Source organism: Cypionkella sp. (assembly GCF_036782355.1).
GTDB lineage: Bacteria > Pseudomonadota > Alphaproteobacteria > Rhodobacterales > Rhodobacteraceae > Cypionkella.
Genome location: NZ_DAIPZF010000007.1, coordinates 40,064 through 66,075, shown reverse-complemented (window position 1 = coordinate 66,075; position 26,012 = coordinate 40,064). Strand labels below are relative to the sequence as shown.

At 61.1% G+C, this 26,012-nt stretch carries 23 protein-coding genes and 1 riboswitch; of the genes, 8 read left to right on the top strand and 15 right to left on the bottom strand.

The window, feature by feature from the left end; genetic code table 11:
* Nucleotides 1–16: 16 nt before the first annotated feature.
* Complete coding sequence (locus V7Q10_RS04265) at nucleotides 17–805, top strand: cytochrome c1 (RefSeq protein WP_333867812.1); 789 nt, start codon at nucleotides 17–19, stop codon at nucleotides 803–805.
* A 48-nt stretch (nucleotides 806–853) separates the two neighbouring features.
* Here V7Q10_RS04265 and V7Q10_RS04260 read toward each other — a convergent pair whose 3' ends face one another.
* From V7Q10_RS04260 to thiB, 3 genes are read right to left on the bottom strand one after another with little or no spacing between them, the layout of a single operon-like run.
* Nucleotides 854–1,549: a thiamine ABC transporter ATP-binding protein gene (locus V7Q10_RS04260; protein ID WP_333867811.1), complete on the bottom strand. Its 696-nt coding sequence runs from the start codon at nucleotides 1,547–1,549 to the stop codon at nucleotides 854–856.
* Complete coding sequence (locus V7Q10_RS04255; RefSeq protein WP_333867810.1) at nucleotides 1,536–3,080, bottom strand: ABC transporter permease subunit; 1,545 nt, start codon at nucleotides 3,078–3,080, stop codon at nucleotides 1,536–1,538. Before V7Q10_RS04255 ends, V7Q10_RS04260 begins: the two co-directional genes overlap by 14 nt.
* A complete protein-coding gene (thiB, locus tag V7Q10_RS04250) occupies nucleotides 3,056–4,033 on the bottom strand; it encodes a thiamine ABC transporter substrate binding subunit (RefSeq protein ID WP_333867809.1) in 978 nt (325 codons plus the stop codon). Before thiB ends, V7Q10_RS04255 begins: the two co-directional genes overlap by 25 nt.
* 35 nt (nucleotides 4,034–4,068) lie before the next feature.
* Nucleotides 4,069–4,167: riboswitch (TPP riboswitch) on the bottom strand.
* Nucleotides 4,168–4,255: 88 nt separating this feature from the next.
* Here thiB and aroC point away from each other — a divergent pair.
* The gene (gene aroC, locus V7Q10_RS04245; RefSeq protein ID WP_333867808.1) at nucleotides 4,256–5,362 is read left to right on the top strand and encodes a chorismate synthase; all 1,107 of its coding nucleotides are present in this window, start codon (nucleotides 4,256–4,258) and stop codon (nucleotides 5,360–5,362) included.
* A gap of 260 nt (nucleotides 5,363–5,622) precedes the next feature.
* Here aroC and V7Q10_RS04240 read toward each other — a convergent pair whose 3' ends face one another.
* From V7Q10_RS04240 to V7Q10_RS04220, 5 genes are all read right to left on the bottom strand, one after another.
* Nucleotides 5,623–7,659, bottom strand: a complete 2,037-nt coding sequence (locus V7Q10_RS04240; protein ID WP_333867807.1) for an NADH:flavin oxidoreductase — start codon at nucleotides 7,657–7,659, stop codon at nucleotides 5,623–5,625.
* A 100-nt stretch (nucleotides 7,660–7,759) separates the two neighbouring features.
* Nucleotides 7,760–8,518: a GntR family transcriptional regulator gene (locus V7Q10_RS04235; RefSeq protein WP_333867806.1), complete on the bottom strand. Its 759-nt coding sequence runs from the start codon at nucleotides 8,516–8,518 to the stop codon at nucleotides 7,760–7,762.
* Nucleotides 8,519–8,602: 84 nt separating this feature from the next.
* Nucleotides 8,603–9,364, bottom strand: coding sequence for an HpcH/HpaI aldolase/citrate lyase family protein (locus tag V7Q10_RS04230; RefSeq protein WP_333867805.1), 762 nt, complete (start codon nucleotides 9,362–9,364; stop codon nucleotides 8,603–8,605).
* A gap of 9 nt (nucleotides 9,365–9,373) precedes the next feature.
* Entirely contained in the window at nucleotides 9,374–12,481 is a 3,108-nt protein-coding gene (locus V7Q10_RS04225) for an efflux RND transporter permease subunit (protein WP_333867804.1), read from the bottom strand.
* Nucleotides 12,478–13,590 (bottom strand): efflux RND transporter periplasmic adaptor subunit, encoded by a 1,113-nt coding sequence (locus V7Q10_RS04220; RefSeq protein ID WP_333867803.1) that lies wholly within the window; start codon nucleotides 13,588–13,590, stop codon nucleotides 12,478–12,480. Before V7Q10_RS04220 ends, V7Q10_RS04225 begins: the two co-directional genes overlap by 4 nt.
* Nucleotides 13,591–13,799: 209 nt before the next feature.
* Between V7Q10_RS04220 and V7Q10_RS04215 the strand changes: the two genes are divergently transcribed.
* The 5 genes from V7Q10_RS04215 to V7Q10_RS04195 all read left to right on the top strand — a co-directional run bounded on the left by V7Q10_RS04215 (nucleotide 13,800) and on the right by V7Q10_RS04195 (nucleotide 18,614).
* Nucleotides 13,800–14,555 carry a LamB/YcsF family protein gene (locus tag V7Q10_RS04215; RefSeq protein ID WP_333867802.1) on the top strand — a complete coding sequence of 252 codons (756 nt, stop codon included), beginning with the start codon at nucleotides 13,800–13,802 and terminating at the stop codon, nucleotides 14,553–14,555.
* A complete protein-coding gene (locus V7Q10_RS04210; RefSeq protein ID WP_333867801.1) occupies nucleotides 14,552–15,229 on the top strand; it encodes a 5-oxoprolinase subunit B family protein in 678 nt (225 codons plus the stop codon). The genes V7Q10_RS04215 and V7Q10_RS04210 overlap by 4 nt, the downstream gene beginning before the upstream one ends.
* Nucleotides 15,226–16,179, top strand: coding sequence for a biotin-dependent carboxyltransferase family protein (locus V7Q10_RS04205; protein ID WP_333867800.1), 954 nt, complete (start codon nucleotides 15,226–15,228; stop codon nucleotides 16,177–16,179). The genes V7Q10_RS04210 and V7Q10_RS04205 overlap by 4 nt, the downstream gene beginning before the upstream one ends.
* Nucleotides 16,180–16,244: 65 nt before the next feature.
* On the top strand, nucleotides 16,245–17,339 hold the full coding sequence (locus tag V7Q10_RS04200; RefSeq protein WP_333867799.1) for a carboxynorspermidine decarboxylase: 1,095 nt from the start codon (nucleotides 16,245–16,247) through the stop codon (nucleotides 17,337–17,339).
* Nucleotides 17,340–17,375: 36 nt separating this feature from the next.
* Nucleotides 17,376–18,614, top strand: coding sequence for a saccharopine dehydrogenase family protein (locus V7Q10_RS04195; protein ID WP_333867798.1), 1,239 nt, complete (start codon nucleotides 17,376–17,378; stop codon nucleotides 18,612–18,614).
* On the opposite strand, the gene V7Q10_RS04190 is transcribed toward V7Q10_RS04195, so the two are convergent.
* The 7 genes from V7Q10_RS04190 to mbfA form a co-directional block, all read right to left on the bottom strand.
* Nucleotides 18,611–19,513 carry an ornithine cyclodeaminase family protein gene (locus V7Q10_RS04190; RefSeq protein ID WP_333867797.1) on the bottom strand — a complete coding sequence of 301 codons (903 nt, stop codon included), beginning with the start codon at nucleotides 19,511–19,513 and terminating at the stop codon, nucleotides 18,611–18,613. The genes V7Q10_RS04195 and V7Q10_RS04190 overlap by 4 nt on opposite strands.
* Nucleotides 19,514–19,519: 6 nt before the next feature.
* A complete protein-coding gene (locus V7Q10_RS04185; protein ID WP_333867796.1) occupies nucleotides 19,520–20,503 on the bottom strand; it encodes a DMT family transporter in 984 nt (327 codons plus the stop codon).
* 49 nt (nucleotides 20,504–20,552) lie between these two features.
* Nucleotides 20,553–21,020 carry a YaiI/YqxD family protein gene (locus tag V7Q10_RS04180; protein WP_333867795.1) on the bottom strand — a complete coding sequence of 156 codons (468 nt, stop codon included), beginning with the start codon at nucleotides 21,018–21,020 and terminating at the stop codon, nucleotides 20,553–20,555.
* On the bottom strand, nucleotides 21,013–21,843 hold the full coding sequence (gene fghA, locus V7Q10_RS04175; RefSeq protein ID WP_333867794.1) for an S-formylglutathione hydrolase: 831 nt from the start codon (nucleotides 21,841–21,843) through the stop codon (nucleotides 21,013–21,015). The genes V7Q10_RS04180 and fghA overlap by 8 nt, the downstream gene beginning before the upstream one ends.
* Nucleotides 21,844–21,852: 9 nt before the next feature.
* The gene (locus V7Q10_RS04170; protein ID WP_333867793.1) at nucleotides 21,853–22,779 is read right to left on the bottom strand and encodes an AEC family transporter; all 927 of its coding nucleotides are present in this window, start codon (nucleotides 22,777–22,779) and stop codon (nucleotides 21,853–21,855) included.
* 110 nt (nucleotides 22,780–22,889) lie between these two features.
* Nucleotides 22,890–23,582, bottom strand: a complete 693-nt coding sequence (locus V7Q10_RS04165; RefSeq protein WP_333867792.1) for a nitroreductase family protein — start codon at nucleotides 23,580–23,582, stop codon at nucleotides 22,890–22,892.
* Complete coding sequence (gene mbfA / locus V7Q10_RS04160) at nucleotides 23,583–24,560, bottom strand: iron exporter MbfA (protein WP_333867791.1); 978 nt, start codon at nucleotides 24,558–24,560, stop codon at nucleotides 23,583–23,585.
* A gap of 156 nt (nucleotides 24,561–24,716) precedes the next feature.
* On the opposite strand from mbfA, the gene V7Q10_RS04155 reads away from it, so the two are divergent.
* Nucleotides 24,717–26,006 (top strand): PQQ-dependent sugar dehydrogenase, encoded by a 1,290-nt coding sequence (locus V7Q10_RS04155; RefSeq protein WP_333867790.1) that lies wholly within the window; start codon nucleotides 24,717–24,719, stop codon nucleotides 26,004–26,006.
* The last annotated feature ends 6 nt before the right edge of the window (nucleotides 26,007–26,012 follow it).

The window sequence follows — 26,012 nt, the reverse complement described above, 5'->3', positions numbered from 1 at the left end:
AAAGGAACTGACTGAGATGTTTCGCAAGATCGCAATCAGCGCAGTCTCTGCACTGAGCTTGATGACAGGCGCTGCCACCGCAGCCGAGGGTGTTGTTCATATCGAGGACATTCCCTTCAGCTTTGAAGGGCCCTTCGGCACCTATGACGAGCACCAGCTTCAGCGCGGGCTTCAGGTTTTCACTGAAGTCTGCTCGGCCTGCCATGGCCTGAAGTTCGTGCCAATCCGCTCGCTTGCGGACGAAGGCGGGCCTCACCTGCCGGCGGACCAAGTGCGCGCTTATGCCAAGCAATTCACCATTGTTGACAAAGACACCGGTGAAGACCGTGAAGGCCTGCCGACCGACAACTTCCCAATGAACAACGGCGCCGGCGCCCCCGATCTTTCGCTAATGGCGAAGGCACGGGCAGGCTTCCACGGCCCCTATGGCTTGGGGATCAACCAGTTGCTGCATGGCATTGGTGGACCAGAGTATATCGTCAACCTGCTGCACGGCTACACTGGCGAAGAAAAAGAAGAGGCTGGCAATACCTTCTACGAGAACCCTGTGTTCTCGACCGGATGGATCAAGATGCCAGCACCTTTGTCGGATGGTTTGGTTGAATACGCCGACGGCGCGCCGAATGACGTAAAGCATATGGCCGAAGACGTCTCGGCTTTCCTGATGTGGACCGCCGAGCCAAAGCTGATGGCACGCAAGGACACTGGCTTTAAGGCCGTGCTGTTCCTGATCTTGCTGTCGTCCTTGCTGTATCTGACCAACAAGCGTTTGTGGTCTGCCGTCAAAGGCCCGAAAAAGCACTAAGCTTTTTATACAAACTGAGTTGAAAAGCCCCGCCTTGTGCGGGGTTTTTTATGTGCCCAGATAGGCGGCAAGCGCCGGCGGTGGATTGGCAAAAAGCGCTGCCGTCTCGCAAGGTGGCTGGGCCACGCCCTCTGCCACCAGAACGGTTTGGCCCGCAAAGCGCTGCGCATCGGCGGGGTCATGCGTGACCATCAGCACCGCAGCCCCGGTGGCACTGGCGACCTCGTCCAGCAGATCCAGCATCTCGGATTTCAGCGCCGGGCCAAGCGCGGCAAAGGGCTCATCCAGCACCAGCAGGGGGCGCGCGCGCAGCAAGGCGCGGGCCAAGGCGGCTCTGCCCTGTTGGCCGCCCGACAGCTGTGCGGGCTTGCGCGCACCCATCCCGGCAAGGCCCACGCGCTGCAACGCAGCTTCAACCGCATCGCGTTGCGCTGGCGTAAGCCGCAGCTGGGGCGACAGCCCAAGCCCCAGATTCTGCGCAATGGTCAGATGTGGAAACAGATTTTGGTCCTGAAACAGCACGCTCATCGGCCGATCGCCCACCGCCAATGCGGCCAGATCACGCCCCTGCCACAGAATGCGCCCCCTGGCAGGCGGCAAGAACCCCGCAATCGCCATAAGCAGTGTCGATTTCCCCGCGCCCGATGGCCCAATAACCGCCACCCGAGCGCCCGCCTGCACTGACCAATCGGCGCGCAGATCAAAGCTGCCTTGGCTTAGGTGCAGCGCCTCAAGTGTCAGCATAATGATGTCCTATCCGGTCAAAGACCCAAAACAGCGCATAGCTGATGCCAACAAGCACAAGCGCCGCCGCCGCCGCTTGATCCATTCGGTAAGCCCCCATCAGCTGTTGCACAAACAGCGGCAGGGTTGCGCCGCTGTTGCCCGCAAACAGCGCGATCACCCCCAGATCACCCATCGACAGCGCCGCCGCCAGCCCCGCGCCATAGCCCAATGGCCGCGCCAGCCGTGGCAGGGTCAGATAGCGCAGCCGGGCCATGCCGCGCAGACCAAGACTGCTGGCCAGCCGATCATAGTCGCTGTGCAGCGCGCGGGCCTCGGGCAGCAGCAGACGATACAGATAAGGCAAGGTTAGGGTCGCATTGACCAGCATCGTCACCGGCAGCGCCAGCGCTTGCGGCGCCACGAATGGCCGCAGCATCAAAAACAACCCCGTGCCCAGCACAAGGCTAGAGGCCGCAAGCGGCAGCATCGCCGCCAGCTCCAGCCAGCCAGAGGCTCTGCGCGCCTGCGCCAAAGCCAAGACCAAAGCCGCCAGCACCACCAGCAAGGCCGAGGCCAGGGCCACCGAAACCGAGCGCAGCGCCGCCGGCCAAACCCCCAAGGGCAGCGCCAGCAAACCCGGCAGGCCCTTTGCTGCCACCGCAAGCAGCGGCAGCGCCAAAAACAGCACCACCATCAGGATCAGCAGCGCATCCCCGCGCCGCCGCCATCCGTGCGGTGCCGGCAGATCAAGACTGCGCCCCAGACCCGCGCCAAAGCTTGGCGGCAGAGTCAAGCGGCTGGCCAGCAGCGTGCCCACAGCACAGATCAGCAGCTGCACCAAAGCCAAAAGCGCCGCGCGGCCAAGGTCAAACTCGAACCGCAGCGCTTGATAGATCGCCAGTTCAATCGTGCTGGCGCGCGGGCCACCGCCCAGCGTCAGGGCGATGGCAAAACTGGCAAGACAGATCAGAAAAATCACCAAGGCAATCGCAGGCGCCTGCGCCCGCAGCATCGGCAGCTCTAGGTGCCGCAACTGCGCGCTTGGCGGCATCCCCAGCGAGGCGGCAAGCCGAAACCGCTCGACAGGGATAGCCTGCCAGCCGTGCAACAGCATCCGCGTCGCCAAAGGCAGGTTGAAAAACACATTCGCCAGAACCACGCCTTGCAGGCCAAATATCGACACGGCAGGCAGGTGAAACGTCTCTAACACAGCGTTAATTGGCCCTGCGCGGCCAAAAATCGTAACGATCCCCAAGACCGCCACCACCACCGGCAAAACAAAGGGCGCGGCCAGCAGCCGGATCAGCGCACCCCGCCCAACAAAGCGCCGCCGAAACAGCGCGCGCGCCAGCGGCACCGCCAAGCCCAAGGACAGCACCGCCGACAGCGCGGCTTGCAGCAGGGTAAACCGCACCGCCGCCCAATCTGCGGGCCGCAGTGCCCAACTCTCGGCGCGCAGCCCCAGCATCGCCGCCGATCCAAGGATCAACGCGGCGATGCCAAGGCCAAGCGCCTTGGGCAGCATCACTTGGAGAGCGCGGTCTGCCATTCCTCGATCGCGGCGGCGCGGATCTCTTGCGCCTCGGTTGCGGTGAACAGCAGCGATTTTGCGGGCTGAATAAGCGTCTCGAACCCCTGTGGCAGGCCCTCGGCTGGGGTCTTGGCCGGATACATCCAATTGGTGGTGATCAGCGCCGATTGGGCGGCATCAGAGCCTAAATAGGCCAGGAAAGCATCGGCCAGTTCGGGCTGTTTGCTGGTCAGAGTTTTGCCTGCAACCTCGATCTGCATGTAATGACCTTCGCTGAAGGCCGCCGCCGATTTGCTGGCATCGGATTCCGCAATCAGGTGATAGGCGGGCGAGGTGGTATAGGACAAAACCATATCCGCCTCACCGCCCAAGAACATGCCATAGGCTTCAGACCAGCCCGGCGTGACAGTGACGATGTTATCGGCCAGATCGCTCCACAGCTTGGCAGCGCCGTCGCCATAGGCGGCCTTGACCCAAAGCAGCAGGCCCAGACCGGGGGTCGATGACCGAGGGTCTTCGATGATGATTTTCAGGTTCGACGCGGCCAGATCTGCGATCGAGGTCGGCGGCGTCGTCAGCTTGGTGTTGTCATAAACAAAAGCGAAATAGCCCCAATCAAAGGGCACGAATTTGGGGTCGGCAAAGGGCACTGGCAGCGTGTTGGGCTGGGGGGCGACATCGGCAAACAGTGGTGCCGCCGCCGCTGTCAGATTGGTATCAAGCCCAACCACAACATCGGCGTCAGATTTATCGCCATCCAGTTTCAGCCGCGCCAGAACCGCCGCGCCATCGCCTGCGGTGGTGAACTGCACCTCGCAGCCGCAGGTGGCCTCGAAACCGGCCTTGAGAATCGGGCCGGGACCCCATTCGGCGGTAAAGCTGTCATAGGTCAAAACGTGCAAAACAGGCGTATCGGCCAGTGCCGTGGTGGCAAAAGTCGCAAGGCCCGCAGCAAGGAGTGTGGTTTTCATAGGTCTTCTCCATGGTGCGACGGGTGGTCGGGATGGAGTTCTCCATGCACCTTCCCTCCGCCGGTATGATCCGGTTCAGGTTCGACGGGTTCGCTTGCGCATCTCAGCCGGTGAAGGCTCCCCGAGGTAGCTCCAAGGATAAGGCAAAGTGCAGCGGACGCAAGGGGGGGCTTTCACCACGGCCCAGCTTGGCTTATGCATCCTGAAAGCAAGGAGCCCGCCATGAGCCTGAACACCTTCGGTCATCTTTTCCGTGTCACCACTTGGGGCGAAAGCCATGGGCCTGCGATTGGCTGCACCGTGGATGGCTGTCCGCCGAATGTGATCCTTAGCGAGGCCGATTTGCAACCATGGCTCGATCTGCGCAAACCCGGCACCTCGAAGTTCACCACCCAGCGCAAAGAGGCGGACGAGGTGCGGATTCTGTCGGGCGTGTTCAACGGGCGCACCACCGGCACGCCGATTCAGCTGATGATTGAAAACACCGATCAGCGCAGCAAAGATTACGGCGATATCGCGCAGGCTTTTCGGCCCGGCCATGCCGACATCACCTATCATCAGAAATATGGCAACCGAGACTATCGCGGCGGCGGGCGGTCTTCGGCGCGCGAAACCGCAGCGCGGGTGGCCGCAGGCGGCGTGGCGCGGGCGGTCTTGGCGCAGATGCTGCCAGATCTGCGGATCTCGGGCTATATGGTGCAGATGGGACCGCGCGGCATTGATCGCGCGCGCTTTGATGCCGATGTCATCGCCAGCAATCCGTTCTTTTGCCCTGACCCAAAAGCTGCCGAAGACTGGGCCGCCTATCTGGATGAATTGCGGCTGTCGCATAATTCCGTTGGCGCGGTGATCGAGGTGACGGCGCAGGGCGTGCCCGCGGGCTTGGGCGCACCGCTTTATGCCAAGTTAGACTCTGATTTGGCCGCAGCGATGATGTCGATCAATGCTGTCAAGGGCGTAGAAATCGGCGATGGCATGGCAGCGGCGGCCCTGACAGGTGTGGAAAATGCCGATGAGATCCGGATGGGCGCGCTTGGCCCCGAGTTTTTGTCCAACCATGCCGGCGGCATTCTGGGCGGTATTTCCAGCGGTCAGCCGGTTGTGGTGCGCTTTGCGGTCAAGCCGACCTCAAGCATCCTGACCCCTCGCGCCACGATCAACGCCGATGGTGCCGAGATCGACCTGATCACCAAAGGCCGCCACGACCCTTGCGTTGGCATTCGCGCGGTGCCTGTGGGCGAGGCGATGATGGCCTGCGTGCTGCTGGATCATCTGCTGCTCGATCGCGGCCAGACCGGCGGGCAGCGTGGCGCAATCGGTGGGCTTTAAGCGTTCAGCCGAAAACCGCATAAAGCAAAAGGCCCCAAGACAGCGCACCAAAGACAACGGCGGGAAGCAACCACCAACCCGAAGGCAGGCGCTTTGACCGACGAGGTCCAGCGGCAGCTTTGCCGGACGTCTCCTCTGTCTTGGCCGACATGGCGCTGCTCCCCAGCCTTAGTCCCCGCAGCCGTTCTAGACGGAAGACTGCCGGTCTGTCAGATCGCAAAGGGCTAAACACCCTATGCCTTTGAGTCGTGATAGCACAGCTAGAGCGTTCTAACCAAGCGCAGCGCGTCATAAATTGCGGCGTGAATGTTGCGCGCCTCGATGGCATCGCCGATGCGGAACAGCTGAAAACCCTCTGGTCCGCCTGCCTTGGTTTGCGGCGTCGAGGCGATCATCGCATCGTAATCCACTGCCCCCAGATTGACCGAGCGCGGTTTAAGATCGAAATACAAATCCGCCAAAGGCTGGGTGCCGTGGTTGACCACGACCTGATCGTAATGCGCGGTCTTGCCCAGCACCTTATAATCGCTGTCGATCGTAGCCTTGATCAGATTGCCATCTTTTTCCACCGAGGTGAGGCGGTACGTCACGGTAAAGGTTACATCTTTGTCCTGCAAAGCGCGCATATAGGGCACAAGGTTCATCGCCATCACCTCGGGCGCAAAGCTGCGGTCTGGCGTCATAATCTCGACCTGCGCGCCGGCCTCTGCCAGCACCTGCGCGGCCTGCAAGGCGGTGTGATCGCCTGCGTCGTCATAAAGCAGAACCGTGCTGCCCGGCTTTACATCGCCCGACAGAATATCCCAGGCCGAAACCGTCAGCTCGTTGCCAGAGGCAAGAATATCTTTCTGCGCCATACCGCCTGTGGCCACGATCACCACATCGGGGGCGCAGGCCAGCACATCTTCGGCCTCGGCCCAGGTGTTAAAGCGAAACTCCACGCCATGGGCCGCGCATTGCGCCATGCGCCAATCGGAAATGCCGATCAACTCGGCGCGGCGTTTGGTCTGGGTCAGCAAGCGGATCTGCCCGCCGGGCTGGGCTGCAGCCTCGAACACCGTCACATGGTGGCCGCGCAGGGCGGCGACGCGGGCGGCCTCCAGCCCAGCCGGACCAGCCCCCACCACGACCACACGGCGCGGCGTGGCGGCAGCGGCGATCTGATGCGGCTGCTCGCCCTCGCGCCCGGTCGAGGGGTTGTGGATGCACAAAGCCATGCCGCCTTGATAGATCCGGTCCAGACAATAGGTCGCGCCAACGCAGGGGCGAATGTCATGCTCGCGGCCTTCGATGATCTTTTGCACCACATGCGGATCGGCCATATGCGCGCGGGTCATCCCCACCATATCCAGCTGGCCGGTGGCGATGGCATGGCGCGCGGTTGCCACATCGGGAATCCGCGCGGCGTGGAAGGTCGGCATGCCCACCTCGGCCCGCATCCGCCCGGCAAAATCCAAGTGCGGCGAGGATTTCATGCCGTGAATCGGAATCATATCTGTCATCGCGGCATCGGTATGGATGCGGCCGCGGTTGATGTTCAGATAATCCACCTGCCCGGTGGCCTTTAACATATGGCCGATCTCGATGCCCATATCGGGGGTAATGCCGCCGGTCTGCGCCTCGTCTGGGGCATAGCGGACACCGACGATGAAATCATCCCCAACCCGCGCCCGCACCGCACGGATGATATCCAGCGTCAGCTGCATGCGGGTGGCAAGGTTTTGCGCGCCATAAGCACCCTCCAGATGGTTCGTCAGCGGCGAGATGAACTGATCCAGCAAATGCCCATGCGTCATGACTTCGACGCCATCCAGACCGGCAAGCTTCATCCGCTCGGCTGCATCGGCGAAATCGCCGATAATGCGGGCAATGTCCCAATCTTCCATCGGCTTTGGAAAGGCGCGATGCGACGGCTCGCGGTCCGAGGTGGAAGACACCACCGGCAGCCAATCGCCCTTGTCCCAACGGGTGCGGCGGCCAAGGTGGGTCAGCTGGATCATCACCGCCGCACCGGCCTCGTGGCAATCATCGGCCAAGCGGCGCATCCATGGCACCACCTCGTCTTTATAGGCCAGAATATTGTTGAACACCGGCGGGCTGTCTTTCGACACCGCAGCCGATCCCGCCGTCATGGTTAGCGCCACACCAGCCCGCGCACGTTCCAGATGATAAAGCCGATAGCGGTCTTTCGGCATGCCATCTTCGGGATAGGCCGGCTCGTGGCTGGTGGTCATGATCCGGTTGCGCAGGGTCAGATGTTTCAGCTGATAGGGCTGCAAAAGCGGATCGGTAGACATGGCGCACCTCGGGCTGTTGTTTTCATCAGCCTAAGCCCGACGCGCAATAAGGGCAGGAGAAAATGCGACATCTGGAGGTCTGATCGCACCATCGCTGCGGCTAAAGATTTGCCTCTAACCGCAGCTCTGCAACAAAGTCATAGATATCCGAGTGATAAAGCCCGCGCGTGAACTCGATCGGCCGCCCAGAGCCCAAAAAGCCGGTGCGATCAATCCGCAAAACTGCTGCACCTTCGGGCAAGTTCAGCAAGCCCGCCTCGGTTGCAGGCAGGCTTACCGCCTTAATCCGCTGAACCGCACGCGCGGGCGCCGTGCCATTGGCCCGCAGCAGATCGTAAAGCGAGGCACCAACGCTTGCAGGGTCAGGCAGAATATCTTGCGGCAGCGAGGACCATTCCACCGCCATCGCAATGCCATCAGCGGCGCGCAACCTCTCGATCCGCGCGACACGGTCGGCAGCCGAAAGACCCAGCGCCAGTTGCTCGTCTGGTGTCGGGTAAAAGATGCCCTGATTGATCACCGAACTGGTCGGGGTTTTCCCGCGATGCCGCATATATTCGGTAAAGGACAACAGCTTGGACAAATAAGGTTCGGTGCGGCTGCGGACGGGACGCACAAAGGTGCCAGCCCCCCGACGCTGATCCAGCACGCCATCAGCCACCAGCTGTGCCACCGCCTTGCGCACCGTCACGCGCGAGACCTGCGCAAGCTCGGCCAGATCGCGTTCGGGCGGCAATTGTGTCGCCTGCGCCAGATCACCCGCGGCAATCGCTTTGGACAGATGCCGATACAGCTGCTCATAGCGCGGCCCATGGCCTGCGATGAACCACTGATCGGGATGAAACTGCTGCGGCTGCATGGGCGTCCTGATTGGTATTATTCAGGTATCATACTGCGGCACGAAGGCCGGCTCAAGCCCCATGATGCTTTGCGCTGCGATGGCCTAGATGACATCATCCAAAAGCTTGGCCGCAGCTTTGACCAACAACCCGACATCGCCTCCGATGCCCAGAAAATGCACCCCCATCGCGGCATAGCGCTTGGCCGCCGTGGCATCAAAGGTCAGGATCCCCGCCGCCTTGCCCGAAGCAACAATCGCGCGCAAGGCCATGTCGATCGCCGCCTGCACCTCGGGTGCAGAGGCATCACCGCCAAAGCCCATATCGGCAGCAAGATCGGCGGGGCCGATAAACACACCATCAACCCCCGCCAGCTGCAAAATCGCCGGCAAAGCTGCCAGACCGGCGCGGCTTTCGACCTGCAACACCAAGCAGACCTGCGCGTTGGCCGTGGCAGCATAGTCTCTGTTCCGGCCAAAATCGCCAGACCGTGCCACCGCAGAGCCCATACCGCGGATGCCTTCGGGCGGGTAGCGCATCGCCTTGACCATCTGCTCGGCATGCGCCGCACTTTCGACCATCGGCACCAAAATCGTCTGCACGCCCAGATCAAGGATCTGCTTGATCATCCAAGCCTCGCCCACCGGAGGCCGCACCACCACCTGCGTGCGGCTGCCAATCGCTTGCGCCTGCGCCAGCATCTGTGGGATCAGGTTCGGCCCGTGTTCGCCGTCAATCAGCAGCCAGTCAAACCCCGCCCCCGCCAAAACCTCGGCCGAGGTGGCGCTGGCAAGGTTCAGCCAGATGCCATATTGCGGCTTCCCTGCGACAAGGGCGGCTTTCAGGTGGTTGATCGGCGCGGGCATGGCTTCCCCTTAGGCTTTGCGTTTCTTCCAGAACCAACGCCGCCCGTCGCGCAGCGATTGATTGCTGCGGCTGACCAACATCAACAGTGACGGCGTCACGATCAGGGTCAGAATGGTGGCAAAGGCCAATCCGTAAACGATAGCCGAGGAAAGCGAGATCCACCACTGCGTTGATGGCGCGCCATAGGTTGTCTCGTGGCTTAGAAGTTCAAGGTTCAGGCCAAAGGCAATCGGCAAAACCCCAAAGATCGCGGTCAGCGCGGTCAGCACCACCGGCCGCGCCCGCTCGCGGCAGGTTTCCAAGATCGCGTCGATCTTATCCATGCCGCTGTCGCGCAACTCGTCATAAGTGGCGATCAGCACGATGTTGTTGTTCACCACCACCCCGGCAAGCGCGATCACACCAATGCCGGTCATCACCACGCCAAAGGGCTGCCCCATGATCATCAGACCCAAAAGCACACCAATGGTCGACATGATCACCGCCGACAGCACAAGGCCAACCGAGATGAACTTGTTGAACTGCGCCAGCAGCACCACAAAGATCAGGAAGATTGCGGCACCAAAGGCCTTGCCAAGGAAAGCCCCCGCGTCGGCCTGCTCTTGGTCGGCCCCCGCCATCACCCAGCGAAAGCCCTTTTGCGTCAGGCTTTGCTCGGCAAAGACGCCGTCGACCATGGCTTGCACTTTCTTGCGCACCTCGTCCTCTTGCACGCCGGCTGTGATACCGGCCTGAATGGTGATGGTGCGCGCGCCGTTGATGCGGATCAGATTGCCAACCGTCGGCGCCGCCGTGCGAGTGACAAAGTTCGAAATCGGCACCGGACCGTTCGGCGTTTCAATCCGCAGCTGGTCCAACTCGGCAATGGTGCGCTGTTCGGGCGGCAAGCGCAGCACGATATCGACAGCATCATCCGACCCCGCAGGGCGATAATCCGACAGCTTCAACCCCGAGGTGACCATCTGCACCACAGCCCCAACCGCAGCCGGCGATGCGCCGTAACGCGCCGCTTCGCCACGATTGACCAGCAGTTGCCAATCAATCCCCGGCAAGGGCAGGCCATTGGCGATGTCGATCACATCCGGCACATCGGCCAGTTTGGTTGCAATCGTCTTGGCGATCTCGTTCATGCCCGCAGGGTCATCCGCCGAGAGCTGAATCTGAATGGCCTTGCCCGTAGGCGGACCTGCGGCAGGAACCGAGACTTCAATATCAACGCCGGGAATGCCCTGCATGCCCTTGCGCAGATCATCAAGGATCGCATTCGCCCCTTTGCGTTCGCGCCAATCGACAAATTCATATTGAATGGTGCCGATCACATCAGCAGGCGCTTCGTTGCCCGCACCACCGCTGGACCCGACACGGGTGTAGATCGTCTCGATCCCCGGCCAGCCTAAAATCCGCGCTTCGGCCTGACGCACCAGCGCGTCTTTTTCCGAGATCGACAGATTGCCACGCGCCTTGACGTAAAGCAGGCCGTAATCCGGCTCTACATTGGGGAAAAACTCGACTCCATTGCCGAATTTACCATAGGCATAGGGCACCGCAACCAGCGAGCCCAGCGCCAGAAACAGCACCAGAAACGGATGCCGAATGGCGCGACCCACCAGCCACATATAGCCGCCGTCTTTGTGAACCGGCGCGGCCTTGAACGGCTTGGCGATCAGCGACCCCAACGTTGGCACAAAGATCAGCGCATAAAGCATCGAGGCCGACAGCGTCGCGATCAGCGTGATCGGCATGTATTTCATGAACTGCCCAACCACGCCTGGCCAGAACAGCAGCGGCGAAAACGCCGCGATCCGCGTCAGCGTCGAGGCAATCACCGGACCGGCCATTTTGTGGCTGGCTTCGGCAAAGGCTTTGCGCTTGTCCATGCCCTCGCCCATCCGGCGTTCGGCGTATTCGGTGACGATAATCGCATCATCCACCAACATGCCCACGGCCAGAATAAGGCTGAACAGAACCACAAGGTTCACCGTCAGCCCTGCCATTTGCAGCCCCAAGATCCCCATCAGGAACGAGGCCGGAATCGCCAGACCGATCAGAATAGAAGACCGCACTGACAGCGCGTAAAGGATGATGATAAAGACCAGCACCACGGCCGTCAGAACCGAGTTTTGCAGATCTGACAGCATTTGCCGGATATTGGTCGACTTATCCTGACTAAAGGTCACTTCTATGCCAGCGGGCAGCTGAGCTTGCAGCGCGGCGGTCACGACTTTGACCTTATCGACGGTGTCGATCAGGTTGGCACCCGTGCGCTTTGACACCTCGACCGCCACGGCCGCCTTGCCGTTCAGCCGCGTCACGGTGGTCGGGTCTTTCAGGGTCGGGCGAATTTCGGCCAGATCGCTAACGCGCACAATGGCGTTGTTGCTGGCCACCACCGGCAGATTGGCCAGATCCTTGACGGTTTCCAGCAAGGACGGCACCTTGATCGCGTATTTGCCCTCGGCGCCTTCCAATGATCCTGCGGTGATCAGCCGGTTGTTGGCGTTAAAGCCCGCAATCAGCAGATCGGGGCGCAGGCCATAAGACGACAGCTTGGCCGGATCGATGACAATCTCGACCAGATCATCGCGCACGCCTTGCAAGGCCGCATCCAGCACGCCCGGCACCTCTTTGATCCGGTCGCGCAAGGACCGCGCCGCCGTGTTCAACACCCGTTCGGGCACATTGCCCGAAAGCGTGACAACCAGCACCGGAAACTCGCTGATATTGACCTCATTCACCGTTGGCGCGTCAATCTCGGAGGGCAGATTGCGCTTGGCGTCATCGACCTTGTCTTTGACATCGGTTTTCGCCTTGGCCAAATCGGCACCGGCCTGAAACTCCATCAAGACGTTGCCGCCGCCCTGATAGGCGGTCGCGGTCATCTTCTTGACGCCCTGAATAGATTTCAGCGCAGTTTCCATCGGCCGCAGCAGCAGTCTTTCGCTGTCTTCGGGCGAGATGCCGTCCAGATGCATGCTGACATAGATGATCGGAATCTGAATGTCTGGCTCGGCCTCTTTCGGAATCGAGTTATAGGCCAGCGCGCCAGTCACCAGCAAAAACACCAGCACCGAAAGCGTCAGGCGCGCATTGTTAATCGCGGTTTCAACGATCTTCATTTCAGCGCCTTTGCAGCTTCGGCAACGGTCATTTCCTTGACCTCAACCAGATCGCCGTTGCTGACCAGATCTTGTCCGGCCACGATCACCAGCTTGTCTTTTGGCACGCCAGTCACCACCAGCCCCTGTTCGCCATCGTCCAGAATAGAGACCTTGGCGAAATCTGCGATGTTATCGCCGCCCACGACCCGCAGCCCCAGATCGCCGGTGTCCGAAATCGTGATGATCGACCGCGGCACGAAGACCGCCTCTTGCTTATCAGCATAAAGCCGCACCTCGGCTGTCATGCCCGAGGGGATTTTGCGGTCGGCATTGGGCAGCGCCACCTCAACCGCAAAGGTGCGGGTGACGGGCGAGGCCTGCATCGCGACATGGCGAATGATCCCCTCCATCTCGACACCATTCACCAGCCGCACCATGGCGCGCGATCCGGTCGAGACAAAGCCGACATCTCTTTCGCTGACCTCGGCCTTGATCACAATCGGGTCCAGCGCCAGCAGCGTCGCAATCGGCGCGCCCGATTGCACCGATTCGCCGATCTCAACCGCAACCGAATCAACGGTGCCGGCAAAGGGCGCCTTCAGCTGCAACCGATCCAGCGCCGCCTCTGCCTGCGCAAGCGCGCCCTCGGCCGCCGAAGCCGCCGCCCGCCGCGAGGTCAGTTCAAATTCGGCCAGCGAGCCTTTTTTGAACAGGGTCTCGCCGATCGACAGCTTTTCCTTGGCCTGCGCCAGCGCGGCTTTGGCAGTTTCAACGCCCGCGATCACCTCATCGCCTTCCAGCTGCAAGATCAGCGTGTCAGAGCTGACATCTTGCCCCTGCTGCGCCCCCAGCTTGGCCACAATCCCCGAAGACCGCGCCGCCAGCACCGCCTGCTTATCCGCCTCGGTCACGCCCGACAGCCGGATTTCGCGGGCGTATTGGGTATAGATCGGCGCAACCGCCGCCACCGTCCGCCGCACCACCGCCGGAGCCTCTGCCGCAGCGGGCGCCTCATCTTGCGCGGCGGCTTCGCTGCCAACAGATGAAAACTTGCCCGTAAGCACCCAAGCGGCGGCGACAATCAGAACGACAATGGCCGTCATGCGGTGGGTGGTGAAATATTTCATTGGGAAACCTTAGGTTTTGCAGGGGGCAACTTTGTTTCGGGATAGATGAAGGATTTTCGCGAAAGGTCAATGAATCTTGGTGGTTTTGACGAAAGAAAGTGAACGATCCTGTTCGTTTTTTGCATCCCTGCCCGATATTTTCGCCTTTCGCCTTGAAAGCCCGCCTGCGGCTGGTCACAACTATGCGCAGAGCGCGGCGGGGGGTTCACATGCAGATCGACCTGAATTCTGATCTGGGCGAAGGCTTTGGTCCTTGGGCCATGGGCGATGATGCTGCCATTCTGGGCAGTGTCACCTCGGCCAATATTGCCTGTGGCGGCCATGCCTCGGACCCCGACACAATGGTGGCGACGCTGCTTTTGGCGCAGGCCAAGGGCGTGCGGGTTGGTGCGCATCCGGGCTATGCCGACCCTTTGGGTTTTGGCAGGCGGGTGATCCCGATGAGCGAAGCCCAGATCGAGCGGATGGTTGCGGTGCAAATCGGCGCTTTGATGGGGGCTGCGGCCGTGGCAGGGGTGCAGATCGCCTATGTCAAAGCCCATGGCGCGCTGGCCAATCTGGCCGCTGCCAACCGTGGCGTGGCCGATGCCATTGCCCGCGCCACCCGCGCCCTGTCGCGTGATCTTGCGCTTTTGGCGATTTCCGGCACCGAACTGGAAGCCGCAGCCGAGACCGCGGGTCTGACCAGTTTTTCCGAGGTTTTTGCCGACCGCGCCTATCAAGCCAATGGCCAGCTTGTGCCGCGCGATCAGCCCGGCGCGATGATCACGGATGCAAATGCGGCCACGCAGCGGCTGTTGCACCTGCTGGAGACCGGCAAAATGCCGGTGCTGGGCGGTGGCCATGTTAAGCTGCGGGCGCAATCAATCTGCGTGCATGGCGATAGCCCACATGCGGTTGCGATGGCGCAAAGCATCCGGCAGGGGCTGACGACGGCGGGCGTGAAACTGGCGGCCTTTGTGTGAGCCCCTATCCGATTTTTCGCGCCGTGGCCGAACAGGCCGTCTTGGTCGAATTTGGCGATGCGATCACGGCGCAAGCGCATCGCGCCGTGTTGCATCTGGATGCCATGTTGGCCGATCACCCCTGCCTTGGCTTTCGCGAGGCCACGCCGGCCTTCGTCAATCTGCTGGTGCGGTTTGACCCCATCTTGACCGATCATGCAGCAATAGAGACGGATTTGCGCCGTCTGATCGCCCGGCCAGCCTTGCAAACCCGCGCGCAGACCCAGCGCGAGGTGCAGGTTTGCTATGATGCCGAGTTTGCTCCCGATCTGGCCGAAGTGGCGCGCCGCAGCGGTCTTTCGCCCGAAGCGGTGATCGCGGCGCATCTGGCGGGCGATTATACCGTGTTCCTTTATGGTTTCGCCCCCGGCTATGCCTATTTGGGCGGTGTTAGAGCCGAATTACAGCTGCCGCGCAAAGACACCGCCCTGCGCGATGTGCCGGCAGGATCGGTGATTATTGCAGGCGCGCAATGCATCGTCACCACGCTGATGATGCCCACGGGCTGGTGGATCATCGGCCGATCCCCCACCGCGATTTTACAAGACGACCCCGCCCGCCCTTTCTTGTTTGACGTCGGCGACGCGGTGCAGTTTCGCCGCATCAGCCGCGCCGAATTCGAGGCCACCAGATGAGCGCGCAGCTGCGTGTCACCGCCGCTGGCCCCTTGGTTTCGGTGCAAGATGCCGGCCGCTTTGGCTATGCCCGCTTTGGCGTCACTGCTTCGGGGCCGATGGACAGGCTGGCCTACCGTGCTGCAAATGCGGCTTTGGGCAACCGTTTGGACGCAGCGGCGATCGAGGTTTCGTTAGGGGGGCTGCGGCTTGACTGTCTGGCGGGGCCGATCAGCCTTGCCGTTGCGGGCGGTGGGTTTATCGTCGAGACAGATCAGGCCTTTGGTTCGTGGCAGGTGCTGACGCTGGCGGCGGGGCAAAGCCTGACGCTGCGGCGGGGGCCTTGGGGCAGTTGGTGCTATCTGGCCGTTGCGGGCGAGCTTCAGGCGCCGCTGTGGCTGGGCAGCCATGCCACTCATGGCAGCAGCGGCAAGGGCGGCGGGCTGGTGACGGCGGGGATGGATCTGCGGATCGAGTCCCCCCGCGTTGTCGGGCCAGATCGCGCCCTGCCTTGCCCGGTTTTCGCGCGGCCGCGTCACCGCCTGCATGTCACGCTTGGGCCGCAAGATCGCTGCTTTGCGCCGGAAACGCTGCAAGCCTTTCTCTCCTCGCCCTTCAGCCTGACGGCGGCGGGCAACCGCATGGGCGTGCGGCTTGCGGGGCCTGATATTGCGCCGAATGTGGCTCTAACCATGCCATCAGAGCCTATTGCACGCGGATCAGTGCAGGTGGCGGGCGATGGTGTGGCAACCTTGCTTTTGGCCGATCACCAGACCACGGGCGGCTATCCCAAGATCGCCACCGTGCTGGATTGTGATCTGGATGCGGCGGCCCAGTTGCGCCCACATGATGCGATTGGCTTTACAGCCCTGACCCCTGCCGAGGCGGTGGCGCGTGCCCGGCTTTACGCCGCCAGCACCGCAAGCTATCTAGCCGCGCTGGCCGCCGCTGTTACACCGCTGTCACCCTAGCGGCTTACTTGCATGCGCAAGGGGATCGGCCTATACCGCCCCCCTCTTGGATTTAGGGGGACGCCATGATTCCGACGCCTTACTACCTGATCGACAAGACCGCACTTGCCCGCAATATGGCGGTGATGGACCAGCTGCGCGCAGCTTCTGGCGCCAAGGTCTTGCTGGCGCTGAAGTGCTTTGCGACCTGGCCCGCCTTCCCCGAGATGCAGCCGCATATGGATGGCACGACCTCTTCCAGCCTTTATGAGTTGCGCCTTGGCGCGCAGAAATTTGGCGGCGAGACCCATGCCTATTCGGTGGCTTGGGCCGCAGATGAGGTGGCCGAGGCGGTGGGCTATGCCGATAAGATCATCTTCAACTCGATTTCCCAGCTGAACCGCTTTGACGCCGAAACCCAAAGCATCGCGCGCGGGCTGCGGCTGAACCCGCGCTTTTCGACCTCGGGGTTTGACCTTGCCGATCCGGCGCGCCCGTTCAGCCGTTTGGGCGAATGGGATCTGACAAAGCTGATGGCGGTGGCCGACAAGATTTCTGGCGTGATGATCCATTACAACTGCGAGAACGACGACTTTGATCTGTTCGATCAGCAATTGACCCGGATTGAGGCCGAGTTTGGCGATTTTCTGATGCGGCTGGATTGGGTCAGCCTTGGCGGCGGCATTCATTTCACCGGCGAGGGCTATCCGCTGGAGCGTCTGGCCGCGCGGCTAAAGGCGTTTCAGGCGCGGTTTGGCGTGCAGGTGTTTCTGGAGCCCGGCGAAGCGGCGATCACTGGCGCGGCAAGCCTTGAAGTCACAGTGTTGGATATTCTGAACAACGGCAAAGACTTGGCTATCATTGACAGTTCGGTCGAGGCGCATATGCTGGATCTGTTGATCTATCGCCAATCGGCGCGGATGCAGACCTCTGGCCCGCACCCCTATATGATCTGTGGCAAGTCTTGTCTTGCTGGCGATATCTTTGGCGAATTCAGCTTTCCGCAGCCGCTTGCCGTTGGTGACCGTTTGTCGATTGCCGATGCCGCTGGCTATACCATGGTGAAAAAGAATTGGTTCAATGGTGTGCGGATGCCCGCGATTGTGCTGAAAGAACGCGATGGGAGCCTCACCGTCGCCCGCAGTTTCGGCTATGCCGATTTTGAGAGCAGCCTCGGCTGACCCCCTTCCCTCTGTCCTTAAAGGAGACGGTTCGAAGTGAAACGTAATGTTTTGATCATTGGCGCAGGTGGCGTCGCACAGGTTGTGGCGCATAAATGCGCGCAACATAACGATGTTTTGGGCGATCTGCATATTGCAAGCCGAACGCTTGGCAAATGCGAAGCCATCATCGCCTCGGTGCAGGAAAAAGCCGCGATGAAGGTCGCGGGTCGGTTTGACGCCCATGCGGTGGATGCGACCCAGACCGCCGAGGTGGTGGCCCTGATCCGTCAGACCGGCTGTCAGATCGTGATCAACGTCGGCTCGCCCTTTGTGAATATGTCGGTGCTGCAAGCCTGTATCGAAACCGGTGTCGCCTATATGGACACCGCGATCCACGAAGACCCCGCCAAGATTTGCGAGGCCCCGCCGTGGTATGGCAATTATGAATGGCAGCGCCGTGCGGCCTGCAAAGCCGCCGGTGTCACCGCGATTTTGGGCGTTGGCTTTGATCCGGGCGTGGTCAATGCCTATGCGCGGCTGGCGGCGGATGACTATCTAGACAGCGTTGAAAGCATTGATATCGTTGATATTAACGCAGGCTCGCATGGGCGGTGGTTCTCGACCAACTTTGACCCCGAGATCAACTTCCGCGAATTCACCGGCACGGTCTATTCCTGGCAAAAAGGCGCTTGGCAACAAAACAGCATGTTCGAGGTCGGCCAAGAATTTGATCTGCCTGTCGTCGGCAAGCAAAAGGCCTATATGACCGGCCACGACGAGGTGCATTCGCTGGCACATCGCTATCCGGCTGCCGATGTGCGGTTCTGGATGGGCTTTGGCGATCACTATATCAACGTCTTTACCGTGCTGAAAAACCTTGGGCTTTTGTCGGAACAACCGGTGAAAACCGCCGAAGGGCTAGAGGTGATCCCGCTGAAACTGGTCAAGGCGGTGCTACCAGACCCGTCGAGCCTTGCGCCGGATTATGTCGGTAAGACCTGCATCGGGGATGTGGTGCGCGGTCAGAAAGACGGCAAAGCCACCGAGGTGTTTATCTATAACGTCGCCGACCACAAAGACGCCTTTAACGAGGTCGGATCACAGGGCATTTCCTATACCGCTGGCGTGCCTCCGGTTGCGGCGGCGCTGCTGATTGCCAATGGCACCTGGGATCTGGGCGAGATGGCCAATGTCGAAGACCTTGACCCCAAGCCGTTTCTGCATCTTTTGAACCAGATGGGCCTGCCCAGCCGGATCAAAGATGCACAGGGCGACCGCGCGCTGACGTTTTAACGCGCGCGCCACTTGGCTTGGATATAGGCGGCGGTCATCAGATCCAGATGAGCGCCGCCACCGTTTTTGGCGATGGTGATCTCATCCTCTGATTGGCGGGCATAGCTGCCTTGGGCGATGTCATAAAAATCGCCCTGAATATCGGCTTCGCGCAGCGCGCCAGATTTCAGCGGCTCGATCAGCTCGCCGATATGGTGCAGCGTGGTTGCCCGGCTGTCGACAAACACCCGCGCGCGCGCCATCGCGGCATCGTCAACTTCGCGCATGCGGGGGTTATAGGCGCCGATCAGATCCAGATGCTGTCCCGCGCGCAGCCAGTCGCCCTTGATCAGCGGCTCCGAAGCCATGGTGGCGGTGCAGATCACATCTGCGGCCTGCACGGCGCTTTGCAGATCATCGGCCACGGGCAGACCCATCGCCTCTGCGGTGGCGCGGCTCCGGCTCCAGACCATGAACTGCGCGTCGGGCCAAAGCGCTGAATAGGCCTGCTGCATCGAACGCGCGACAGTGCCTGCGCCGACCAAAAGAAACCTCTTGGCATCTTTGCGCGCCAATTTGCTCGCCGACAGCAGGCTATCGCCCGCGGTTTTCCATTTGGTGACAAGATGAAAATCAACCAAAGCCTCGAGCAGGCCCGTCTGATCGTTGAACAGATTGACCACGCCATTCACATTCGGCAAACCGCGCGCCTTATTGCCCGGCACCACGGTCGCAACCTTGACCAGCGCGCCCAAGCCCTCGATCCAAGCGGCGCGATCCAGCAAGACATCGGGCCCACGATACAAAAACAGATCGTTGATCTCGGCGCGCGGCAGGCTGTGGCCTGCCTCAAGCGCCGCAATCAGCCCTGGCCAATCCAGCAGCGCTTCGGCCTCTGGTCCGATCATTTCAACAGTCATAATCCCTCATATATCTCCGCTGGGGGCCGCGACATCGACCTGCTTTTTGTGCACCGTCTCGCGCCACAGCGTATAAAGCCCCGCACCGCAGATCAGCGCGATGCCCACCCAAGCATGATGATCCGGCCAAGTGCCAAACACAACCACGCCCCAGAAAATTGCCATCGGCATGCCGATATATTCAAAGGGCGCGACCAAAGCGGCTTCGGTGGTGCGGTAGGCTTGGCTCATCATCAGCCCGCCAACCCCCACCGCCCCACCCGTGGCGGCAAAGGCCCACCAATCATGCAGCGGCGGCACAACCCAAGGCCGGAACAAAAACACCAAGACCCCATCGCTTTGCGCCAAATGGCCATCGCCGACCCAAAGCCCCATCGCAGAGCTGACCACAATGAACCCGACCTGCACATAAAAGCTGAGCGTTGCAGCCGATTCGGTGTCGCGCATCTGTCGCGTCATCAGATTGCTGCTGGCATAGCAAAACGCCGAAATCAGCACCAAAATCGCCGCAGGCTGAATAACCCCCGACCCAGGCCGCACCATGACCAGCACGCCCAACATTCCCACCGCCACCGCAGCCCAGCGCCGTGGCCCGACATATTCGCGCAACACCAGCGCCGACATCATGGTGATCAGCAAGGGCGAGATAAAGGCCGTCGCCACCGCATCCGCCAAGGGCAGCGCCGAAAGCCCCAGAAAATAGGTCACATTCGACACCATAACGATGCCCACCCGCAGCAAATGCTCGCGCCAGCGTCCGGTGCGGATCTGCGCAAAGCCGCGCCGCGAATAGGCCATCAGCGACAGCACAATCGCCATGCCAACAAAGGCGCGGATCAAGATCACCTGATGCAACGCATAGTCTCCCGACAACGCCTTGATCGCCAGATCATTGACCGACAGGATCACCCCACCGCCCAAAGCAAACAGAATTCCGGCAGCAGGCGGCGTCGGCGGCGACAGCGAGGGGGGGATGTGGATCTGAACCATGGCGTCAGAAAGCCCCGATCGCCGCCACAGGTCTAGCCTGCTTGCGACATCAGCGCAGCGCTTGACGCACCAAACGATCCAACCCTTCGGAAAACCGCGAGCGGTCGGTCTTGCTGAACGGCTTGCCACCACCTTGACGAAACGGATCCGCCGAGCGCAGATCGGCCATCAAGTCTCGGGTCGCCAGCACATTGCCGATATTGCGGTCGTTCAGCTCTTCGCCATTGTGCTTGATCACCCGCGCCCCCGCGGCCACGCATTTCGCCGCCAAGGGAATATCGCCGGTCACCACCACATCGCCCGGACCGCAAGCCTCGGCGATCCATTTGTCGGCCTCATCCGGCCCCGCCGCGACATAGACGCTTTCCACCAGCGGATTTTCCGAAGGCCTGATGCCACCGTTCGACACCAAGATCATCCGCACCGAAAGCCGCGTCGCCACCCGCTCGGCCTCAAGCTTGACCGGGCAGGCATCGGCATCAATGAAAATCCGCGTGCTTGCACCCGCCTCAGCCATGCAGCGCGCCGACGTGAAAGGCGACATGCTCTTCGATAAAGGTCGAGACGAAGAAATAGCTGTGGTCATAGCCCTTTTGCATCCGAAACGCCCCGCTTTGCCGCGTCTCAGCCATCGCCTGCGCCAAGGCTTCGGGCTTTAGCAGATCAAGGAACTGATCGCTGCTGCCCTGATCAATCAACATCGGCCCATCAAAGCCGCGCTTTCTCATCAAAAGCGTCGCGTCATGGCTGGCCCAAGCCGCCTCATCCGCGCCCAGATAGGCGGTGAACTGCTTGCGCCCCCATGTGCTGGCGCTGGGATGGCAGATCGGCGCAAAGGCCGAAACCGAGCGGAACCGCCCCGGAAAGCTCATCGCGATGGTCAAGGCACCATGGCCGCCCATCGAATGGCCGGTGATGGCCTGCGCCGCCTCGGCCAAAGGAAAGGCGCTGAACAACAGCCGCGGCAACTCCTCGGTGACATAATCCCACATCCGAAAATGCGGCGCCCAAGGCGTTTGCGTGGCATTGACATAAAACCCCGCCCCCTGCCCCAAATCATAGGCCGCATCGTCAAACACGCCGTCGCCGCGCGGGCTGGTGTCAGGGAAAACCACCGCAATCCCCGCCTCGGCCGCCCAGCGCTGCACACCTGATTTCACCATCGCATTTTCATGCGTGCAGGTCAGTCCCGACAGATACCACAGCACCGGCACCGGCCCGTCTTCGGCCTCGGCTGGCAGAAACAAACCAAAGGTCATCTCGGTGCCTGTCGCCGCAGAAGCATGGCTGTAAACCCCCTGCACGCCGCCAAAGGCCCGATTTTCACTTACAGTCTTCATTCTACCCCCTTAATGCGTGACCAAAGCGATCACCGCCGTCACCGTCAGCACCGAAAGCGCCGTCGAAATCAAAATCGCGGTCGAAACCCGCTGCGGCGCCACGCCGTAGTGCTGCGCCAGGATAAACACATTCCCCGCCACCGGCAGCGAGGCCGCCGCCACCATCACCCCCGCAGCATAGCGCTCGACCGGAAACACCACAAAGGCGGCAAAAGCCACCGCCGCCGGATGCAAAAACAGCTTCGAGACCGACAACCAGCCCGCCACCGGCCAACGCTCTGCCGACCGCCCCGCCAGCGATCCGCCAATCGCAAACAGCGCACAAGGCGTCGCCGCCGCCCCCAAAAGCGTCATGAACTCATTCACCGGCACCGGCAGCTTCCATCCGGTCGCCCCCCAAGCCAGACCAAGGCTCACCGAAACGATCATCGGGTTCTTCAGCAATCCAACCGCCAGAATGCGAAAAATGCCCAAGCTCATCCGACCCTCACGCACGCCCGTGATCACAATGGTCAGCACCGAGGAAAACACGATCAAATCCACCGCCAGCACCAAAAGCACCGGCCCCACCGCCGCCTTGCCCAGCAAAAGCGTCAACATCGGAATGCCCAAAAACCCGACATTGCCGATCACCCCGGTATGGGCTTCAAACACCGCCTCCTCTGGCCCGGCGCCGCGCAACAAGGCCACCGCCGCCACCAAGGCCCAAACCAGGCTCGAGGCCAGAAAATACGCCCAAACAAAAGCCCAGGAAAACACCGCCGACAGATCAAGGTTCGCCGCAAAACCAAACAGCATCGCCGACAGCGCGAAATAAAACACAAATTTGGTCAGATAAACCGTCGCCTCAGCCGTAAAAAACCGCATCCGCCCAGCCGCAAAGCCAAGACCAATGACAGCAAAGAAGGGAAGCGTTTTCAGGAATATCGCAAGCATAACGGCAAACTCTCATGCCCCCAAATCAAGCGCAACCCCGCGCCCTTCATCTGTCTGAAAATATCCCGGGGGACGCGCGCAGCGCGCGGGGGCTGGCCCCCGCCTTGGCCTTATTCAAAAACCGACATCACCTGATCTGCGGGCTTTTTGCGCTTGGCCACCGCAGGCACGGTCGCCGCCGCATCCGGATAGCCCACTGGCAAGATCATCACCGGCTTTTCCTGCGCGGGCCGGCCACAAAGCTCGGCCAGAAACTTCATCGGATTGGGCGTATGCTCCAAACAGACCAAGCCCGCCTGATGCAGCGCGGTGATCAGCATGCCGGTGGCGATGCCCACGCTTTCTGGCACATAGTAATTCTTATAGCGCGTGCCATCCTCGGTCAGCCCATAGCGCTGCGCAAAGACCACAATCAGCCAAGGCGCTTGGGTCAAATGCGGCTTCTCAACGCCGGTGCCAATCGGCTCTAAAGCCGCCAACCACTCATCGCCCGCCCCGCCCGAATAAAACGCCCGCTCTTCCTCTTCGGCTGCAGCGCGGATCTGCGCTTTCATCGCTGGGTTGCTGATGGCGACAAAATGCCAAGGCTGATGGTTCGCGCCCGAAGGCGCTGTGCAGGCGGCCTCGATACAGGCGGTGATCACCGCTTGCGGCACCGCGCGGTTGGAATATTGCCGCACCGAATGGCGTTTTCGCATGTAATCGCGAAAGCCTTCAGCGGCGCGCAAGGCCTGATCGTCGGGCAATTGCACCCGATCCGGCAGCGCCAGCGCCTCGTATTTCACCTCGCCTTTGCGATACATTCAACCGCCTCCGATCAGAACCCCTGCGGCAAAGACCAAAACACCGCCGAGCACAACCTGCAAGGCCGCACGTAAAAACGGCGTCTCCATATAGCGGTTCTGAATCCAGGCAATCGCCCAAAGTTCGACAAAAACCACCACCATGGCGATCGTCGTCGCGGTCCAGAAATCGGGGATTAGATAGGGCAGCGCATGGCCCAAACCGCCCAGCATGGTCATGATGCCCGAAGCAAAGCCGCGCTTGATCGGGCTGCCACGGCCCGACAGCACGCCGTCATCATGCGCCGCTTCGGTAAAGCCCATCGAGATGCCAGCACCCACGCTGGCCGCAAGCCCAACCAAAAACGTCGTCCAGGTGTTCTGCGTGGCAAAAGCCGTCGCAAAGATCGGCGCAAGCGTGGAAACAGAGCCATCCATCAGCCCCGCAAGACCGGGCTGCACCCATGTCAGAATAAACTGGCGATGCGCGGCCTTGTCTTCATCATCGCGGGCATCATCGCCCAGATGCTGGGCTTCAAGGCCGATGGCGTGTTGCTCGTGGCCCTGTTCTGCGGCCGCCAGATCGCCCAGCAGCTTGCGGGTCGCGGCATCCGAGGTATTGGCCGCCGCGCGCAGATAGAAATCTGCCGCCTGATGCTCCATCGCGCGGGCCTCTTCGCGAATCCGCTCGAGCTTTAGGTTTTCGGTCAGCCACACTGGCCGGCGCGCATAAAACCCTGCCACATGCTCGCGCCGGATCAGCGGGATTACATCGCCAAAGCGCGCGACATGCAGATCAATCAAGCGCTTGCGGTGGCTGTCTTCTTCGACCGCCATGCCGTCAAACACTGCCGCCGAGGCCGGAAAATCACCGCGCAGGCTTTGGGCATAGCTGCGGTAAATCCGGGCGTCGTCTTCCTCAGAGGAAATCGCAAGCGCAAGGATTTCCTGCTCACTCAGATCAGAAAAACGACGACGGTTTGAAAATCCGGGGATCATGGCGGCCTCTTTTTGGAATGATTCTAAATAAGCTGATTTGGCAGCCAAGGGAAAGTAAAAAATCGCCCCCACCGCTGGAAAACTCTGCCGTGGCATCCGCTTTCCTTGCCCAGCGCTTTGCGCTACCACTTGCAGCGAAACCAAAGGGGACGACAGATGAGCTTTATGGCCCGCGCGACCGCACTTGTTGGCGCAACGATGGTGCTGCTGCGCAGCTTTAACGCACCGAAAATCCAAGCAGTGGGCACGGCCCCTGCCATTCCTTTGGCGAAAAAGCAGGGCATTATGACCTTGAAAATGCCAACAGCGCGCGGTTGGGCCGAAGGCGAGCTGCCGATTGCCGCCGCAGGTCTGAAGGTGAACGCCTTTGCCAGCAACCTGCTGCACCCACGCTGGATCGAAGTTTTGCCAAATGGCGATGTGCTGGTGGCCGAGGCGTTGCAACAGGCCGATCCGCCAAAAACCCTGATGGACCGCGCCGTGCAGGCCACGATGCGCCGCGCTCATGCCTTGGGTGTCAGCGCCAACCGCATCACTCTGTGGCGCGACGCCGATGGCGACGGCGTCGCCGAACAGCGCGAGGTGTTTTTGGAACATCAGAACCAACCCTTTGGCATGGCCTTGGTCAATGGCACCTTTTACGTCGGCAATACCGACGGCATTTCGGCCTTTCCCTATCAAGACGGCGCGCTTGCTTTGCAGGGCGCGGGCACCAAGCTGTGTGATTTCAAACCCGGTGGCCATTGGACGCGCAGCCTGATCGCCTCGGTTGATGGCGGCAAGATTTATGCAGGCGTAGGCTCGCTTTCCAACATTGGCGACAATGGGATGCAGGCCGAAGAAGGCCGCGCCTGCATCTGGGAATATGACATTGCCAGCGGTCAGGCGCGGATCTTTGCCAGCGGCTTGCGCAATGCGGTCGGCACCGCTTGGGAGCCGGTCACCGGCGCTTTGTGGACGGTGGTCAACGAGCGTGACGGTCTGGGCGACGAGACCCCGCCCGATTACCTGACCTCGGTTCAAGACGGCGGCTTTTATGGCTGGCCCTATTGCTATTGGGGCAAAACCGTTGACGACCGCGTGCCGCAAGACCCAGCTTTGGTCGCCCGTGCGATCACGCCTGATTATGCGTTGGGCGGGCACACCGCGTCTTTGGGCCTGTGCTGGATGCCTGATGGCACCCTGCCCGGCTTTGGCGAAGGGATGGTGATTGGTCAGCACGGATCGTGGAACCGCTCGACCCTTAGCGGCTATAAGCTGATCTTTGTGCCGTTCAAAGACGGCAAGCCTGCCGGAAAGCCGCGCGATATTCTGTCGGGCTTTTTGTCCGAAGATGAAAAATTCTCGCGCGGGCGTCCGGTTGGGGTCAAAGTTGGGCCAGATAAGCGGTCTTTGCTGATGGCTGATGACGTTGGCAACGTAATCTGGCGGGTTTCTGCGGCCTAAACCGGC

Coding starts and splice junctions, on each gene's coding strand:
- V7Q10_RS04170 (WP_333867793.1), bottom strand. CDS start 22,779: ATGCTTGCGATATTCCTGAAAACGCTTCCCTTCTTTGCTGTCATTGGT.
- aroC (WP_333867808.1), top strand. CDS start 4,256: ATGAGCCTGAACACCTTCGGTCATCTTTTCCGTGTCACCACTTGGGGC.
- fghA (WP_333867794.1), bottom strand. CDS start 21,843: ATGAAGACTGTAAGTGAAAATCGGGCCTTTGGCGGCGTGCAGGGGGTT.
- V7Q10_RS04205 (WP_333867800.1), top strand. CDS start 15,226: ATGAGCGCGCAGCTGCGTGTCACCGCCGCTGGCCCCTTGGTTTCGGTG.
- V7Q10_RS04190 (WP_333867797.1), bottom strand. CDS start 19,513: ATGACTGTTGAAATGATCGGACCAGAGGCCGAAGCGCTGCTGGATTGG.
- V7Q10_RS04220 (WP_333867803.1), bottom strand. CDS start 13,590: ATGAAATATTTCACCACCCACCGCATGACGGCCATTGTCGTTCTGATT.
- V7Q10_RS04235 (WP_333867806.1), bottom strand. CDS start 8,518: ATGCAGCCGCAGCAGTTTCATCCCGATCAGTGGTTCATCGCAGGCCAT.
- V7Q10_RS04215 (WP_333867802.1), top strand. CDS start 13,800: ATGCAGATCGACCTGAATTCTGATCTGGGCGAAGGCTTTGGTCCTTGG.
- V7Q10_RS04165 (WP_333867792.1), bottom strand. CDS start 23,582: ATGTATCGCAAAGGCGAGGTGAAATACGAGGCGCTGGCGCTGCCGGAT.
- V7Q10_RS04225 (WP_333867804.1), bottom strand. CDS start 12,481: ATGAAGATCGTTGAAACCGCGATTAACAATGCGCGCCTGACGCTTTCG.
- V7Q10_RS04180 (WP_333867795.1), bottom strand. CDS start 21,020: ATGGCTGAGGCGGGTGCAAGCACGCGGATTTTCATTGATGCCGATGCC.
- mbfA (WP_333867791.1), bottom strand. CDS start 24,560: ATGATCCCCGGATTTTCAAACCGTCGTCGTTTTTCTGATCTGAGTGAG.
- V7Q10_RS04155 (WP_333867790.1), top strand. CDS start 24,717: ATGAGCTTTATGGCCCGCGCGACCGCACTTGTTGGCGCAACGATGGTG.
- V7Q10_RS04185 (WP_333867796.1), bottom strand. CDS start 20,503: ATGGTTCAGATCCACATCCCCCCCTCGCTGTCGCCGCCGACGCCGCCT.
- thiB (WP_333867809.1), bottom strand. CDS start 4,033: ATGAAAACCACACTCCTTGCTGCGGGCCTTGCGACTTTTGCCACCACG.
- V7Q10_RS04240 (WP_333867807.1), bottom strand. CDS start 7,659: ATGTCTACCGATCCGCTTTTGCAGCCCTATCAGCTGAAACATCTGACC.
- V7Q10_RS04200 (WP_333867799.1), top strand. CDS start 16,245: ATGATTCCGACGCCTTACTACCTGATCGACAAGACCGCACTTGCCCGC.
- V7Q10_RS04260 (WP_333867811.1), bottom strand. CDS start 1,549: ATGCTGACACTTGAGGCGCTGCACCTAAGCCAAGGCAGCTTTGATCTG.
- V7Q10_RS04230 (WP_333867805.1), bottom strand. CDS start 9,364: ATGCCCGCGCCGATCAACCACCTGAAAGCCGCCCTTGTCGCAGGGAAG.
- V7Q10_RS04255 (WP_333867810.1), bottom strand. CDS start 3,080: ATGGCAGACCGCGCTCTCCAAGTGATGCTGCCCAAGGCGCTTGGCCTT.
- V7Q10_RS04265 (WP_333867812.1), top strand. CDS start 17: ATGTTTCGCAAGATCGCAATCAGCGCAGTCTCTGCACTGAGCTTGATG.